Source organism: Salinicola salarius (genome assembly GCF_002179555.1).
GTDB lineage: Bacteria > Pseudomonadota > Gammaproteobacteria > Pseudomonadales > Halomonadaceae > Salinicola > Salinicola salarius_A.
The window spans coordinates 188,090-204,506 of record NZ_NHOU01000004.1 but is presented as its reverse complement, the minus strand read 5'-3'; the positions used below and the strand labels follow the sequence as shown (position 1 = coordinate 204,506).

Genomic DNA, 16,417 nt, shown 5'->3' with positions numbered 1-16,417 from the left:
GCCGTCAGATGGCATGTCGGTGCGACACCACGCGCAGGGATAAAGATATATCGAGCCGGTCAGAGCCATCCGGGACGCTGCCATTGATTACGGCGCTTCAAACTGGCACGCATTGTCTTTATAACAACCCCCTCTGCTTCGATGATCGAGACTCTCCTCAATAATGACCGAACTCTATATCACCAAAACGTCAACACGGAACCCGCTTCCCCAGCGGCTGGCCGATTTCACCACTCTGGCCGAAGCGCTCGACTATGCCGCGCAGGGTGTGACGGGCTACAACTTCCACGATGGCCGCGGACGCCTCACCGCTCCCTTGCGCTACGCCGAGCTGCGTCAGCGCGCCCTGGCGGCGGCTTACCGTCTATGTCGCCTGGGGTTGAAACGGGGCGACAAGGTGGCCATTATCGCCGACACCAGCCCACTGTTCATGGAGATCTTCTACGGTTGCCAGTATGCGGGCTTCGTTCCCGTACCGCTGCCGATCAACATGAGCCTTGGCAACCATGCCAGTTATGTCGAACGCCTCGCGCGCCTGCTGCGCAGCTGCGAGGCTCGCGTTGCGGTTGCGCCCGCCGAGATGCAGTCTTTCCTGGCGGAGGCCGGCAGCGAACTCGATCTGCTGTTCAGCGGGGGCAACGAGGCATTTCTTAGGCTCGATGCCAATGTGCACGCTCTAGAGCCTTCGCGTCCGGATGAGCTGGCCTATTTGCAGTACACCTCGGGCAGTACCGGCTTTCCGCGCGGCGTGATGATCGACCAGGCCACCGTAATGGCCAACCTGCGCGGGATCGTCACCCACGGCCTGGGGGTGCGCCCGGGCGATCGTTGCGTCTCGTGGTTGCCGTTCTACCATGACATGGGGCTGGTCGGTTTCGTTCTCGGACCGATGGCATCACAGCTGTCGGTGGATTACCTCGGTGCCCGTGAATTCGCCATGCGACCGATGCAGTGGCTGACCCTGCTCAGCCGCAATCGCGGCACTATCGCCTTTGCGCCGCCTTTTGGTTACGACATCTGCGCTCGCCGCCTGCGCAGCGGCGATCTCGAACGCCTCGATCTGTCGAGCTGGCGTGTCGCCGGCATCGGCGCAGAGCCGGTACGTACCGATGTTCTAGAACGTTTCGCCGAATGCTTTGCGCCTGCCGGCTTCGATTCGCGGGCCTTTCTGCCCTGCTACGGTCTGGCGGAATGTTCCTTGGCAGTCAGCTTCGCGCCACTCAGGCAGGGCATCGCCATCGAGCGCATCGACCGTGCCCATCTCGAGCATCATGCTCACGCCCGCCTGGCATCGGCATGTGGGGATATGGCTGTCACTAGCTTCGTCAACTGCGGTCACGCGCTGCCTGGCCATGAAATCGTGATTCGTGATCAGCAAGGCAACCCCCTGCCCGAGCGTGCGGTGGGTCGCGTCACCGTGCGCGGCCCTAGCGTCATGTCGGGGTATTTCCAGAATCCCGAAAAGACTCACCGGGTGCTCCGTAACGGCTGGCTCGATACCGGCGATCTGGGCTACCTGACCCCGGATGGGCTGTTCATCACCGGGCGTCATCGCGACCTGATCTTCGTCAACGGCCGCAACATCTGGCCCGAGGATCTTGAGCATCTCGCCGGGCATTACCATGGCGTCCGGCACGGCGATGTCGTCGCATTCACGGCGGCAGCGGACGACGAGGAGGCGGTTGTGATGTTGGTCCAGTGCCGTCTCAGCGACGCGCAACGCCGACACGAACTGATCAATGAGCTGACCAGCCGGATACGCAGCGATTTTGGTGTCGCCTGCCGGGTCGTCCTGCTGCCCCCCCCGCTCGCTGCCGCGCACGTCTTCCGGCAAGCTTTCGCGCAGCGAAGCGTCCAAACGTTACCTGCAGGGGGGCCGCGAGTCGCTGGGCCTGGCATCGCCAGCCGAGTCGCCGGTCGGGACCGGTGCTGCATCCTGATCCTATGGCCATGAGTGTCGCGCTTACCGGAGCCACCGGCTTCATCGGCCGCCGGCTGCTCGCCCGGTTGGTCAAGAATGGCGTGCAAGTGCGTGCCTTGACGCGGCGCATGCCAGCCGAACCGGAAGGTCCGCATATCCGCTGGATCAGTGGGTCGCTCGATGACACGGCGGCACTCGAGCGGTTGGTCGAGGGGACGGACACGGTCATCCATTGCGCCGGCGCGGTGCGCGGTGCCAATCACGCCACGTTCCATCGCATCAATGTCGAGGGCAGCGGTCGGCTATTCGAGGTGGCGCAGCGTCAGCAATGCGCCCGCCTGCTATTGATGTCGTCGCTGGCCGCGCGCCATCCCGAACTCTCCTGGTATGCCGCCTCCAAACGCCAGGCCGAGCAACGAGTCGCGTCGTCAGCGCGGCCGGCAGTGACGGTATTTCGTCCGACGGCGGTCTATGGACCGGGGGATCGCGAGTTACACCCCCTGTTCGAGATGCTGATGCGCGGCTGGCTGCCGACGGCCGGCCCGCAAGAGGCGCGTCTGTCGTTTCTGCATGTCGACGACCTGGTAGCCGCAGTGATGGCCTGGCTGTGTCACACTCCGGCCGGCGCCCTCGTCGACAGCGGGCCCTTCGAGCTTCACGATGGCTACCCGGGCGGCTACACTTGGCCGCGCATCGCGGCGATCGGCGCTGCCGTGCGCGGTGGGCCGGTACGTCGCCTGCCAATTCCCGCCGGCGTATTGCACGGCATGGCGCTGGTCAACCTGATGCTGGCGCGCGGATTGCATCGTTCGCCGATGCTCACACCCGGAAAGTTCCGCGAGCTGAGACATCACGACTGGACATGCCATAATGGCCCGCTCACCCGCGCGACCGGATGGGTACCGCAGATTACGCTGGAGCAGGCACTTGGCGATCGCCGGCAGTGGGCGGCGGACTGACTTACTGCCTGCGGACATACTCTTTCATCACAATGATCTGGCGCACGTCGCCAGCAACGGGCATAGCACGCATGACCCAACACAAACAGATTCTCGAGCGGTTGATGGTACATCTCGAACGCCTGGCGCCGCCGGACAGCAATCTTCGTCCCGACATCGACCTGGTTAGCGAGTTGGGGCTCGACTCGGTCAAGGTAATGGACCTCATGCTGGATGCCGAAGACGAATTCAATATCTCCGTTCCCCTGAACGTCCTCGCCGATATCCGCACACCCAACCAGTTGGCCCAGGCGATCAACAAACTGCTCGAGAGCCGATGATGTCTCTGTTCGATAAATTCCAGTCCCTCAGCGATGCGCGCCACGCCTTGATCCAGACGGAACCCAGCCCGATTGGCACACGCATCGACGAAATCCTGTCGTCCACCGAAGGGCGCGTAGATGGCAGGTCGGTAATCCTCGCCGGCACCAATAACTATCTGGGGCTGACTTTCGATCGTGACTGCATCGCGGCGGCACACGACGCTCTCGATCGCGAAGGCACCGGCACCACCGGGTCGCGCATGGCCAATGGTAGCTACGCCAGCCATACCCGCCTCGAGGAAGAACTGGCACATTTCTTCGCGCGCCCTTCCGCAGTCGTGTTCTCCACGGGTTACGTGGCCAATCTCGGCCTGATCGGCACCCTGGCCGGTACCGACGACGTCATCGTGCTCGATGCCGATTGTCACGCCAGCATCTACGATGCGTGTCGTCTCACCGGCGCCGACATCATTCGCTTTCGTCACAACGACGCCAGTGATCTCGAGAAACGCTTGCGCCGTCTAGGCGAGCGCACCACCAATGCCCTAATTGTGGTGGAAGGCATCTACAGCATGCTGGGGGACCAGGCACCGCTGCGCGAGATCGCTGCCGTCAAGCGTCGGCATGGGGGTTATCTGCTGGTCGACGAAGCCCATTCGCTGGGGGTGCTTGGTGCCCACGGCCGCGGCCTGGCCGAAGCCGAGGGCGTCGAGGCCGATGTCGACTTCGTGGTCGGCACTTTCAGCAAGAGTTTGGGCGCCATTGGTGGTTTCGCCACCAGTCATCACCCGCAACTCGACATGATCCGCTACGCCAGCCGTCCCTATATCTTCACCGCCTCATCCTCCCCGGCGACGATCGCATCGGTACGCACCGCCCTGCAGATCGTCGATTCGCGAGGCGAACTCCGCCAGCGTCTGTGGGCCAATGCCGAGCGTCTGTATCATGGACTGTCACGGCTCGGTTTCGAGCTCGGGCCAGAGCCCGGGCCGGTCGTCGCCACCCTGCTGGGGTCGCCTCAGCAGGGTGTCGCCTTCTGGCACGGGCTGCTCGATCATGGCGTCTATGTCAATCTGGTCTTACCACCCGCCACGCCGGGCGGCCGGGCGCTGCTGCGCATCAGCGTCAGCGCAGCCCATGACACGACCCAGATCGATCAAATCATCGCCGCCTTCGCCGCCTTGAAACCCATGCTCGACCATCACGAGCAAGAGTGAGCACCGGCGGTCGTCGAGACCGCCCACGGATCGCACATGCGTCTGCTTTTTGCCTTCTTCCGTCTCTATCCCCAACGCACGATCATGATGTTGATCTGCCTGCTGTTTGCAGGCATTGCCGAGGGAATCGGCTTGACCACGGTGTTACCGCTGCTATCGGTGGCGCTGGGTCAGGACGAGCACCCTAACGCCTTCTCGCAGAAGGTGCTTGCCATCATGGACGCGATCGGGTTACCAACCACTGTCGGCGTAATCCTGTCGATCATCGTCATCGGCATGACGGTCAAGAGCGCCCTGGTCCTGCTCGCCAACCGCCAGGTCGGCTATACCGTCGCTCGGGTCGCCACCGATCTGCGCCTGGAACTGATCCACTCGCTGCTGGCCAGCCGCTGGGAGCATTACCTGCGCCAGCCCGCCGGCGGCATGGCCAACTCGGTGGCCACCGAGGCCACCCGCGCCGCCACCGGCTACGAACACTGCGCCAACGTCATTTCACTGTTCATCCAGGTAGTCGTTTATGCCATCGTCGCACTGATGATCGGCTGGCAGGCAACGATGGTTTCGCTCGGACTTGGCGTACTGATGTCTGTCATGCTGTATCGGCTGGTCCGCGCCTCCAAGCGCGCTGGCAAGAAACAGACCCGGCTGATGCGCGAACTGCTGTCACGCCTGACCGATACGCTGGGCTCGGTCAAGCCGCTCAAGGCGATGGCACGCTACGATGTCGCCGACGCCCTGCTCAAACGCCAGACCCACAAGCTCAACCGCGCGATGGAGCGTCAGGTACTGGCTCGCGAGGGGATGAAGGCCATTCAAGAGCCGATCCTGACGCTGTTCATCGCAGTGGGTCTCTATCTGGCTCTCGTCGTGTGGGGACTTTCGCTGCCGTCGGTAATGGTGATGGTATTTCTGCTGGCGCGCGTGGTCATGCAGCTCAACCAACTGCAGCGGCGCTATCAGCAGATGCAGACTCAGGAGAGCGCCTACTGGGCGTTGAAGGACGCGGTCCAGGCAGCACGCGACAATGCCGAGCCGGTCAGCGGTGATCTGCGCCCGACCCTCGAGCGTGAGATTACCTTCGAGAAGGTCCGTTTCCACTACGGCGACCAGGCAATCCTGAACGTGACCGACCTGACCCTCCCGGCGCGCTCGTTCACTACCCTGATCGGCCCCTCCGGCGCTGGCAAGACCACCCTGCTCGATATCCTGTGCATGCTGCTCGAGCCCAGCGCCGGCCAGGTGCGGATCGACGGTGTACCGATCGACCGGCTCGACCGGCTCGCCTGGCGCCGCCTGATCGGCTATGTGCCGCAGGAGACGCTGCTGCTGCACGACAGCGTGCTCGCCAACGTGACGCTCGGCGATCCCACGCTGACCGAGGCGGACGCCGAACGCGCCCTGCGCCAGGCCGACGCCTGGGCATTCGTCAGCCAGATGCCCGAGGGGATTCATGCTTCGGTGGGCGAGCGCGGTTCACGACTGTCGGGCGGTCAGCGTCAGCGCATCGTCATTGCCCGCGCCCTGGCCCACCGTCCCAAACTGCTGATTCTCGATGAAGCGACCAGCGCGCTCGACATGGAAGCGGAGGCAGCGATCAGCAAGACCCTGCAAGGCCTGAAGAGCGAACTGACCATCGTCGCCGTGTCCCACCAGCCGGCGCTGATGCGCGCCGCCGACCGGGTCTATCGGCTCGAACGGGGGCAATTGGTGGCGGTCGAGAAAAGCGAACTGTCTCGCCTCCCTGCCTGACCGCCGTCGACAACAAGGTACCTCTTCATGCGCATACTGCTTTACAACGCTCTCGAGACGCACCGCATTGCCGGTTTCGACAAGGTCCGTCAGGCCCTCGAGCGCGACGACTTCACCCAGGCGGACGTGCGCAAGGTGGGTGATAACCTCTACCGCGCCCGGCTGAACAAGCGTGACCGGCTGCTGTTCAGTCTCTATCGCCATGGCGACGAGACCTGCTGCCTGATCCTCGAGCACATCGCCAACCATGCCTACGATCGCTCGCGCTTTCTGGCCGGCAACGCGTCGATCGACGAGGCCAGAATCCCGGCGCTCGAGACGCCGGCAGCCGGCGAGGTGCCGGAGGCGCCCTATCTGCACCCCGAGCGCGAGCGCTTTCATCTGCTCGACAAGATCCTCTCCTTCGACGACGACCAGCAGGCGATCTTCGAGCTACCGCCGCCGCTGGTCATCGTCGGCTCGGCGGGCAGCGGCAAGACCGCGCTGCTGCTCGAGAAGATGAAGGAGGCCATCGGCGACGTGCTCTATGTCAGCCTGTCGTCCTATCTGGTCCACAACGCCCGCGACCTCTACTACGCCCACGACTACGACAATCCCGATCAGGAAGCCACCTTCCTCTCCTTCCAGGAGCTGCTCGAGAGCATCCACGTGCCGGCGGGGCGCGAAGTGACGCTGCGCGACTTCCAGGGCTGGTTCGAGCGTCACCGCCGCGGCAGCCACCTGAGCGATGCCCACAAGCTCTTCGAGGAGTTCCGCGGCGTAATCACCGGCCCGCTCAGCGAGGGCGGCTGGCGCTCGCGTGAGGCCTATCTCGAACTCGGCGTCAAGCAGTCGATCTTCGCCGAGGAAGAGCGGCCCAGGGTCTACGACCTGTTCGAGAAGTACCTGGCCTTTCTCGACGAGGCCGGGCTCTACGACCCCAATATCGTTGCCCACCACCACCTCGCCCGGGTCGCGCCGCGCTACGATTTCGTGGTGGTCGACGAGGTCCAGGACATTACCACCGTACAGCTCTACCTGATCCTCAAGACGCTGCGCGAGCCCGGCGCCTTCCTGCTCAGCGGTGACTCCAACCAGATCGTCCACCCCAACTTCTTCTCCTGGGCCAGCGTCAAGTCGCTGTTCTTCCAGGAGCAGGCGTTGACCGGCCACGGCGAGATCGTGCGTGTGCTGCACACCAACTACCGCAACGCCGCGGTGGTGACCGAGGCCGCCAACCGCATCCTCAAGCTCAAGCAGGCGCGCTTCGGCTCGGTGGATCGCGAAAGCCACTACCTGGTGCATAGCGTCAGCCGCCAACCCGGCCAGTTGCAGCTGCTCGCCGCCAGCGACGCCGTCAAGCGCGATCTCGACGCACGTACCGCCCGCTCGACGCGATTCGCAGTGATCGTCATGCACCCGGAGCAAAAGGCCGAAGCCCGGCGCTGGTTCAGCACGCCGCTGGTGTTCGCGATCCAGGAGGCGAAAGGGCTCGAGTACGATAACGTCATTCTCTACGACGTCGTCGGCGGCGAGGCGAAGGCCTTCCGTGACATCGCCGCCGGCGTCGATCCCGCCGCGCTGGAGCGCGACAGCCTCGACTATGCGCGGCCGCGGGACAAGCGCGACAAGTCGCTCGAAGTTTACAAATTCTACATCAACGCCCTCTATGTGGCGCTGACCCGCGCGGTGCGCAACGTCTACCTGGTCGAATCCGACCCCGCGCACCCGCTGCTCGGACTGCTCAAGCTCGAACACCTCGACGACACGCTCAGCCTCGAACAGAGCGAGGAATCCTCGGTCGAGGAGTGGCAGCAGGAGGCGCGCCGGCTCGAGCTGCAGGGCAAGGCCGAGCAGGCGGAGGCGATCCGCAGCCAGGTACTCAAGCAGCAGCCGGTGCCCTGGCAGGTGCTCGACCGCGCCGCCTTCGCCGAACTGCGCACGGCGGCGCTGGCCGACGACGGTGGCAAGAAGGCGCGCCTGGAAGCGCTGGAATACGCCCTGATCCACCACCACCGGCCGACGCTCAACGCCCTCGAGGCGGCCGGCTTCAAACCGGCGCTGAGCAGCGAGGCGAAGGCCGTGAGCCAGCTCAACCGCAACCGCTTCATGGCCTACGCGTTCAGCCAGCCGCGCGCGGTGTTCAAGGAGATCGAGCGCTACGGCGTCGATCACCGCACGCGCTTCAACCTGACGCCGCTGATGATCGCCGCCCGGCTCGGCAACGCCGAACTGGTGGCGGCGCTGCTCGAGCGTGGCGCGGATCCGACGCTGCGCGCCAACAACGGCTTCACGGCACTCCACTTCGCCCTCGAACAGGCATTCATCGACGAAACCTTCGCCCGCCAGCGGCTGGCCTCGCTTTATCCGCTGCTGGCACCGGCAAGCGTCTCGCTGCAGGTCGATGAACGTCTGGTCAAGCTCGACCAGCGGCTGATGGAGACCTTCCTGTTGCACGTGATGACGGCCCTCTTCTACCGCTATCTCGGCCCGGCGCAAGCGAGGGGCAACGCCTACACCGCCAAGCAGCTCGCCGACTGGCTGGCCGGGCTGCCTGAGCGCGTGCTGCCGGCGCGGCGCAAGCAGCGCCCCTATATCAGCAGCATCCTGTCCAAGAACGAGGCCGATGGGCGCGATCCCTACAACCGCAAGCTGTTCGTGCGGCTGCAGCGCGGCCACTACATCCTCAACCCGCGCCTCAAGCTGCGCGACGGCGAGCAATGGCGGCCGCTTTACGCCTGCCTGCCACCTGAGGATCTGGGCATCGTGCGCACCGCGCAGGACATGTCGACCCTGGGACGCAGCGCTCCCGAACAGAAATCCCAATCCTTGGTGGACACTCTCGACGCCCACGGCGAGCGCCGGCTCGGTGATTTCCGGGCGACGCTCGCCAGGCTGGCGGAAGAAGGGTAGAGAACGGGACATGCTTGTTCCCGGACGGAAGATGATGCATTTCGGACGCACCTGGTGGGGCCAGCAGTGGCTGGCCGCTCTCGACGACATCGATTTCAGCAACCGCTTGCCTCGGGGCCGGCGCTACGCGGGCAATGGCTCGGTGCGTTCGATTGCGATCGACGATACGGCGGTCACCGCGCACGTAAAGGGTAGCCGGCCTTCGCCGTACCGGGTCGAGGTAGCGCTGACGTCATATTCCGAGTCACAGCGACAGTTCGTACTGGAGGTGGTGGAAAGCAGCCCGGTATTGCTTTCGCGCCTGCTCAATCGCCAGCTCCCCGCGCCGGTGCTGACGCTGCTCGAAGAGCGCGGGATACGGCTGTTTCCGGGCAGTTGGCAGGACATGACCGCGCGCTGCTCCTGTCCCGATGTCGCGCTGCCCTGCAAGCATATTGCGGCGGTGATCTATCTGATCGCCAACGAGATCGACAAGGACCCCTTCCTGGTGTTCGCGCTCCACGGCCTGGATCTGCCCAGGGCGCTGGCGGCGCGCGCTGGAGTCCGGCCGGCGGCGCTGGCGACCCTGCCGGCGGTTTCGGCGGGCTGGTCCGAGGCATCCACCATCGCCGGTTCCGAGCCACCGGACAGCGACGCCTTCACCGGCATCGACCTCTCCCGCGTGCCGGCACTCGAATCGCGTATCTTCACCATCCTGTCCGCCCAGCCACTGTTCCATGCCAAGGATTTCCGCGCGATTCTGGCGACCCAGTATCAGCGCGCGCGCCGCGCCGCCCGCGCCTTCGACAAAGGCGCCGATACGCCCTGGTTCGAGGCCGAGCAGATCGTGGACTTGACCGCGGTCATCGATGACAGCGGGACCCTCGTCGAACTGCGCGGCGATGGCAAGCGACTGTTCACGGCGGGCCACAAGCAAGATGACGCCGATCCGTTCGCGGCTTACCTGGCCGGCCTGCATGCGCTGCCCGCCGAACGCGAGCCGCGGCTGGCGCATAGCGTGCTGCTGTGGCGCGTGCTGCTGCGCTTCGCGCTCAAGCTCCTCGAGCAGGGTGCTTACGTGCCCTGGGCGGGCGAGAACAATGCTGGCGAGACGCTGATTCAGTGGCGCCCGGCGCGGCTGGACGCCAGCGTCGACGCCCTGTTCGCGCGGCTGTGTGAGCTATGTCCGTCGGATCTCGTGCAGCTTCGCATCACAAGCGGGCGGCGCGAGTATGCCCATGGCGACGCGCCGACGCAGCTCATGGCCGCGCTGCATCTGCTGCTGGGACTGTTCATGCGCAGGGGCTTCGAGAACACCGCAGAGGCGCACGGCGATGATGCCGTCAAGCGGCTGTTCTTCGCCGGCCGGCCGCTGCACTTCAAGCGCTTCGAAACACAGCAGACACCGCAGCTCATCGCCCATTGGCTGCGCCGGCTCACCCTCGGCGAGCGTGCGCACCGGCTGCATCTGATGGTCGGCGAGCGTGGCGGCGACGCCTTGAGTGTCGCGCTGAGCATCGAGTGCGACGACGGTTTCGAGCCCGTCGCCGACTGGCTCGTCCGGGCCGAGGGCGGCCAGGCCAAGGCGGCGGTGCTCGCCGATCTGGCGGTGCTCGCCGATTATTTTCCGGATGTAGAGCGCCTGTATGGCCACGCTGATGCGGGCAGGGCCAATCATGAGCTTGTCTACGCCCTGGATGCCTTCACCCCCATCCTGCGCGAGGTGTTGCCGGCGCTGCGCATGCTCGGCATCGGCGTGATCCTGCCCAAGGCGCTGCACAACCTGGCGCGGCCGCAGGCGAGCCTGTCGTTGTCGCGCTCGGGCGACGCGGCACCGGTGTCCTATCTCAATCTCGAGCGGCTGCTGGACTTCGATTGGCAGGTGGCGATCGGCGATCAGCGTATCCCGGTCGATGCGTTCCGGCGTCTGGTCGACAACGCCTCGGGGTTGGTGCGGGTGCTGGATCAGTACGTCCTGGTCGACGAACGCGAGGTACGCCAACTGCTCGACAAGCTGGCCACGCCGCCGGCCGAGCTCTCACGCGCCGAATTGCTGCAGGCGGGGCTGGCCGGCGAGCTCGACGGCGGCGAAGTGGCCCTGCGGGACGACGCACGGGCGCTGTTCGACCAGCTGATCCGGCCCGAGGCGCCGCCAGCGATACCGGAGACGCTCAAGGCCCAGCTGCGGCCGTACCAGCAGCGCGGCTTCGCCTGGCTGGCCGGCAACGCCCGGCTGGGGTTCGGTTCGCTGCTGGCCGACGACATGGGCCTGGGCAAGACGCTGCAGGTGATCACGCTGCTCGCCCATCTCAAGGCCCAGGGCCGGCTGAACGGATCCTGTGCACTGATCGTGGCGCCGACGACGCTGTTGACCAACTGGCGCCGCGAGATCGAGCGCTTCGCGCCGGCGCTGACGGTACAGGTGTTTCACGGAACGCAGCGCAAGCTCGATCCCGACGCCCACGACGTGGTACTGACCAGCTACGGCCTGGTGCGCAGCGACGCGAAAACCCTGACCAAGCCGCGCTGGGGCGCGCTGGTAATCGACGAGGCACAGGCCATCAAGAATCCCGCAGCCGCCCAGACCAAGACGGTCAAGCGCCTGAAAGCCGATATCAGGATCGCGCTGTCCGGCACGCCGGTGGAGAACCGGCTGCGCGAGTACTGGAGCGTGTTCGACTTCATCAATCCCGGCTATTTGCGCAGCCAGAAACGCTTCGCCGAGGCGCTCGCCACACCCATCGAGCGCGAGCGCGACCAGGCCGCGCTGAAAACATTCCGCGCCATCACCGCGCCGTTCATCCTGCGCCGTTTGAAAAGCGACAAGTCGATCATCGCCGACCTGCCCGATAAGATCGAGGCCAACCGTTACTGTGCGCTCACCGCCCGCCAGGCTGCGCTCTACCAGAACACCGTCGACACGATCATGGACGAGTTGGCCAACAGCGAGGAGAGCGTCGCGCGCCGCGGGCTTATCTTCAAGCTGCTCAATGCTCTCAAGCAGATCTGCAACAGCCCGGACCAGTACCTGGGCCGGAGGCAGGTCGACATCGAGGCCTCCGGCAAGCTGGCGGCGTTCGTCGACATCATGCGCGAGGTCGAGGCGGCGGACGAGAAGGCCCTGATCTTCACTCAATACACCGACATGGGCGAGCTGCTCGTCGCGGCACTGCGCAATGCCTTCGGTATCGAGGTGCCTTTTCTGCGCGGCGGGCGCACCCGCAAGCAGCGCGACGACATGGTCGCCGCCTTCCAGCACGGCCGCGGCCAGCGCGCCCTGGTGATCTCGCTCAAGGCCGGCGGCACCGGGCTCAACCTGACCGCCGCCAGCCAGGTCATTCACTACGATCTGTGGTGGAACCCGGCGGTAGAGCAGCAGGCCACCGACCGCGCCTACCGCATCGGCCAGCGCCGCAACGTCACGGTACACCGCCTGATCACCGAGAACACCTTCGAGGAACGCATCGACGCCATGATCCAGGCCAAGAAGGAACTCGCCGAGCTCACCGTGGCCGACGGCGAGCGGTGGATCACCGAGTTCTCCGACGCCGAGTTGCGCGAGCTGGTGAGCCTGTGAGGCGGGCGGAAACCGAGTCCGACAGAAAAAACATGACCGTTGGCAAGGCCATCGTCAGCTCTGATCTGCCCGTATTGTCTGGCCGAACTGGTGCTCTGGCGGGTATATTGAGAGCGGAGTCACTGATTCAGGCATGACAGAGCTGCTTGAAAACAGAAGTAGCCTTTTTGAAGGCACCGGAGAGAGGAGTCATTCATGAAGACGCGAAAGCTGGGATCTGAGGGGCTCGAAGTTTCCGCGCTGGGCCTGGGCTGCATGGGCATGTCCGAGTTCTACGGGCACAGGGATGAGGCCGAGTCGATCGCCACTATCCACCGCGCGCTCGACCTCGGCATCAGCCTGCTGGACACGGCCGACATGTACGGCCCGTTCACCAACGAGCAGTTGGTGGGCAGGGCGATACGGGATCGCCGCGATCAGGTCGTGCTGGCCACGAAGTTCGCCAACGTACGCGGCGAGAATGGCGAGTTTCTCGGTATCCGCGGTGATGCCGACTACGTGCGGCAGGCCTGCGATGCCTCGCTCAAGCGCTTGGGGGTGGATCATATCGATCTCTACTACCAGCACCGCGTGGATCCCAACGTGCCGATCGAGGAAACGATCGGTGCCATGGCCGAACTGGTCAAGGCCGGCAAGGTACGCTACCTGGGCATGTCGGAAGCGGCCCCGGAGACCCTGAGCCGTGCGCATGCCGTGCATCCGATCAGCGCGCTGCAGACCGAGTATTCGCTGTGGAGCCGCGACGTGGAGGACCGGGTCCTGCCGACGGTGCGCGAGCTGGGCATCGGCTATGTCGCCTACAGCCCGTTGGGACGGGGCTTTTTGACCGGGCAGATCAAGCGGTTCGAGGACCTGCCGGAGGATGACTTTCGCCGTCACTCGCCGCGCTTCCAGGGTGAGAACTTCCGGAAGAACCTGGACCTGGTTGCCGAGGTCGAGCGTATGGCGGCCGAGAAGGCTTGCAGCCCGGCGCAGCTGGCGCTGGCCTGGGTGCTGGCGCAGGGAGACGACATCGTGCCTATCCCCGGCACCAAGCGGCGCGAGCGCCTCGAGGAAAACATCAAGGCGCTGGACGTGCAGCTCAGCCCCGAGGATCTTGCACGCATCGACCGCATACTGCCGCCGGGTGCGGCTGCCGGCGAGCGCTACGATGCCTCTCAGATGCAGGCGTTGAACAAATGAGTGGCGTGACTGATGCTGCGCTCGATGGCCGCGTGGCAATCGTTACCGGCGGCGGACGCGGCCTGGGTCGGGCAATGACGCTCGGCCTAGCTCGAGCCGGGGTACGAGTGGTTGCCACTGCGGCACGTGAATCGGCGGAGATCGAGCAGGTGGCGGTCGAGGCATGCGCCGAATGCGGCGAGGAGCGCGTCCTGCCGCTGGTCGCAGATGTTACCCAAGAGGCCGATTGTGAGCGGGTGGTGGCCAGCGCGCTGGAGCGCTGGCAGAGGCTGGACATCCTGGTCAACAATGCCGGCCGCGGCATGAAGTACGTCAGCGAGCGTTTTCTCACCGAGCCCACTCACTTCTGGGAGGTGACTCCCGAGACTTGGCGCATGGTTATAGAGACCAACGTCAACGGGCCCTTCCTAATGGCGCGCGCAGCGGTACCGCATATGCGTGCCGCCGGTTGGGGCCGCATCGTCAATATGTCGATGAACCACGAAACCATGCGGCGACGGGGCTTTTCGCCGTATGGACCATCGAAGGCGGCGCTGGAATCGGAGACCGTGATCTGGGCACATGATCTCGAGGGCACCGGCGTCACCGTTAATGCGCTGCTGCCGGGCGGCGCGACGCTGACCGGCATGATTCCGCAGGACCTGGATGAACACTTCCGTGCACAGCTGCTCGACCCGCAAGTCGTGGTCGCGCCGCTGCTGTGGCTGGCTTCCCCGGCAGCCGACCATATCAACGGTCAGCGCTTACTGGCCAAGTGCTGGCGTGACGACGATCCGGCGGCGGCGTTCGGAGATGCCGGCTGGGGGCACACTGATCGTTAGGGGCTGTTGACGTTTCATGCACGGCCGCGCCGGAGCCAGTTTTTGTGCGGGGCAAGGCGTGAGGAGTGTGATTTGTTCAGTACATCCCTGTACTTCACCCCTTCGGGGCTGACGCGCAAAAACGCTCCAGGCGTTTTTGTGGTCATTCCAAATGAGCGACGAATAACGCAGCACTGTGCAAAAACTGGCCCGGCCCTTCGGGTTGCGCGGCAAATGGCGCCATGCGGCGTTGCGGGATTGGAAAAGGGAACCACCCTTTTCTGCATCCCGCGCCTGGCCTGGCGCCATTTGGCGCAGCAACGCGGTTCGCGCTGAAACGTCAACAGCCCCTAGGTCGCCCCCGTTTGCCCCAGGTGGAAGTGCCGGAAGGAGCCCTCTTCCTTGAGGCCAGGGGCACCTAACTTGGCAGGCCCAACCGGTCCTTGGCCAGACATTCTATAGTGAGGCTCGAATATATGACGACTCAATGGTGCTGGGGTCTATTGCTCGGCGCTCTCGCCACAACGGTTTCCGCTGAGGGCCTGCTCTCTCTGAAAGTGGAAAACGATGCATTCTCTGCTGGTGGCGATCGCCACTACACCAACGGCATCGAGGCAGTCTGGGCTTTTTTTTGAACCTGTTGACGGGCACTGGGCCCGACATTTCGCAGAGGCGCTTCCGGGATGGCCGGCAAGCAGCCTGGAGGTTGTGGCTTACCGATTAGGGCAACAGGTTTATACAGCGGAAGATATCGAGGTCGAAGCGCTCATCAAAGATGATCGCCCCTATGCCGGCCTGCTCATTGGCGGAGTCTCGCTTTTGAACAATCACCAGCATGACAGATGGCGACTGGCAGAAAGCCTACACGTCGATGTTGGCATTGTAGGGCCGGCTTCCGGAGCAGGGAAGCTACAGAGAGAATTCCACAAGTGGATTGCCACGGACGATCCAAAGGGCCGGGATAACCAACTTCCTGAATCCGTGACTTCGCACGGCTCGAATTGCCGCTCAAGCCTGCAACGACAAGGCTTCGGACGGTATAACAGCACCTGACATCCATTCACCCAGTCAGTGCATTGGCCCATGCGCACCTTCACTCTCCAGCAATCCAAGACCGAAGTCTACACACCCCATGGCGGACTGGCCCTGGTGGGCCACTGCCTGAACCGGCACACGTCATTGACCCAAACCGCGCGAACCGTGGTTAAACGCCACGGCATTCCGAACATCGAGCTGATCCGGACCTATCTGGGCCTGATCACGCTGGGCAAAAGCGACTTCGAGGCGGCGGAGCCAGTGCGGATCGATCCGTTCTTCAAGTCCGCCATGGGCATCAAGCAGTCGCCGTCGTCGGCCCGGTTGCGGCAACGCTTTGATGAAGATGCCAAGGCGCTGACACCCTTGCTGGACGATGCCAGTTCCGAGTTTTTGAAGTCCGTGCAAGCTCCGGTTTCCCCGCGGGGCATGGGCCATGTGGCTCTGGATATCGATGGCTTCCCCATGGACAACAGCCAGACGAGCCAGGAAGGTGTCAGCTACACCGACAAGGGCTACAACGGCTATGCGCCCATTGCCGCGTACCTGGGCCAGGAAGGCTGGTGTATGGGTTGTGAGTTACGCCCCGGTAGCCAGCACGCCAATAACGGCTTTCTGGAAACGCTCAAGCGCGTGTTGCCTCGTGCCCGAACGCTCACCGCTTCGCCGATCCTGTTGCGCCTGGACAGTGCCCATGCTGGATACGCTTGCAGCTCCTCTGCCATCCCAATTGTTGATGCAGCGTGCTAATATGTTCAGCTTAGAACGCAGCGCCAATGAATTTCTTGAGATTCTGTTGCCCGA

At 64.3% G+C, this 16,417-nt stretch carries 11 protein-coding genes and 1 pseudogene; all 12 read left to right on the top strand.

The annotated features are described in order from the left end of the window. Positions 1-163: 163 nt before the first annotated feature. Positions 164-1,954, top strand: coding sequence for a fatty acyl-AMP ligase (locus tag CCD76_RS05360; protein ID WP_218776964.1), 1,791 nt, complete (start codon positions 164-166; stop codon positions 1,952-1,954). Continuing rightward, complete coding sequence (locus tag CCD76_RS05355; protein WP_218776963.1) at positions 1,951-2,880, top strand: NAD-dependent epimerase/dehydratase family protein; 930 nt, start codon at positions 1,951-1,953, stop codon at positions 2,878-2,880. Before CCD76_RS05360 ends, CCD76_RS05355 begins: the two co-directional genes overlap by 4 nt. Positions 2,881-2,951: 71 nt before the next feature. Beyond that, on the top strand, positions 2,952-3,200 hold the full coding sequence (locus tag CCD76_RS05350) for an acyl carrier protein (protein WP_087718489.1): 249 nt from the start codon (positions 2,952-2,954) through the stop codon (positions 3,198-3,200). After that, a complete protein-coding gene (gene spt, locus CCD76_RS05345) occupies positions 3,200-4,399 on the top strand; it encodes a serine palmitoyltransferase (protein ID WP_087718488.1) in 1,200 nt (399 codons plus the stop codon). The genes CCD76_RS05350 and spt overlap by 1 nt, the downstream gene beginning before the upstream one ends. Positions 4,400-4,435: 36 nt before the next feature. Continuing rightward, positions 4,436-6,148 carry an ABC transporter ATP-binding protein gene (locus CCD76_RS05340; protein ID WP_087718487.1) on the top strand — a complete coding sequence of 571 codons (1,713 nt, stop codon included), beginning with the start codon at positions 4,436-4,438 and terminating at the stop codon, positions 6,146-6,148. A 27-nt stretch (positions 6,149-6,175) separates the two neighbouring features. After that, on the top strand, positions 6,176-9,040 hold the full coding sequence (locus CCD76_RS05335) for an ankyrin repeat domain-containing protein (RefSeq protein WP_087718486.1): 2,865 nt from the start codon (positions 6,176-6,178) through the stop codon (positions 9,038-9,040). A gap of 31 nt (positions 9,041-9,071) precedes the next feature. Continuing rightward, the gene (locus CCD76_RS05330; RefSeq protein WP_179208853.1) at positions 9,072-12,596 is read left to right on the top strand and encodes an SNF2-related protein; all 3,525 of its coding nucleotides are present in this window, start codon (positions 9,072-9,074) and stop codon (positions 12,594-12,596) included. A 195-nt stretch (positions 12,597-12,791) separates the two neighbouring features. Further along, positions 12,792-13,778, top strand: a complete 987-nt coding sequence (locus CCD76_RS05325) for an aldo/keto reductase (protein WP_087718484.1) — start codon at positions 12,792-12,794, stop codon at positions 13,776-13,778. Further along, the gene (locus CCD76_RS05320; protein WP_087718483.1) at positions 13,775-14,599 is read left to right on the top strand and encodes an SDR family NAD(P)-dependent oxidoreductase; all 825 of its coding nucleotides are present in this window, start codon (positions 13,775-13,777) and stop codon (positions 14,597-14,599) included. Before CCD76_RS05325 ends, CCD76_RS05320 begins: the two co-directional genes overlap by 4 nt. A 455-nt stretch (positions 14,600-15,054) precedes the next feature. Next, a complete protein-coding gene (locus tag CCD76_RS20620; protein WP_373419400.1) occupies positions 15,055-15,213 on the top strand; it encodes a lipid A-modifier LpxR family protein in 159 nt (52 codons plus the stop codon). Further along, the gene (locus tag CCD76_RS05315) at positions 15,146-15,631 is read left to right on the top strand and encodes a lipid A-modifier LpxR family protein (RefSeq protein ID WP_204352983.1); all 486 of its coding nucleotides are present in this window, start codon (positions 15,146-15,148) and stop codon (positions 15,629-15,631) included. Before CCD76_RS20620 ends, CCD76_RS05315 begins: the two co-directional genes overlap by 68 nt. A gap of 30 nt (positions 15,632-15,661) precedes the next feature. Beyond that, positions 15,662-16,309 (top strand): annotated as a pseudogene (locus CCD76_RS05310) (transposase); the annotation flags it as partial. Positions 16,310-16,417 lie beyond the last annotated feature (108 nt).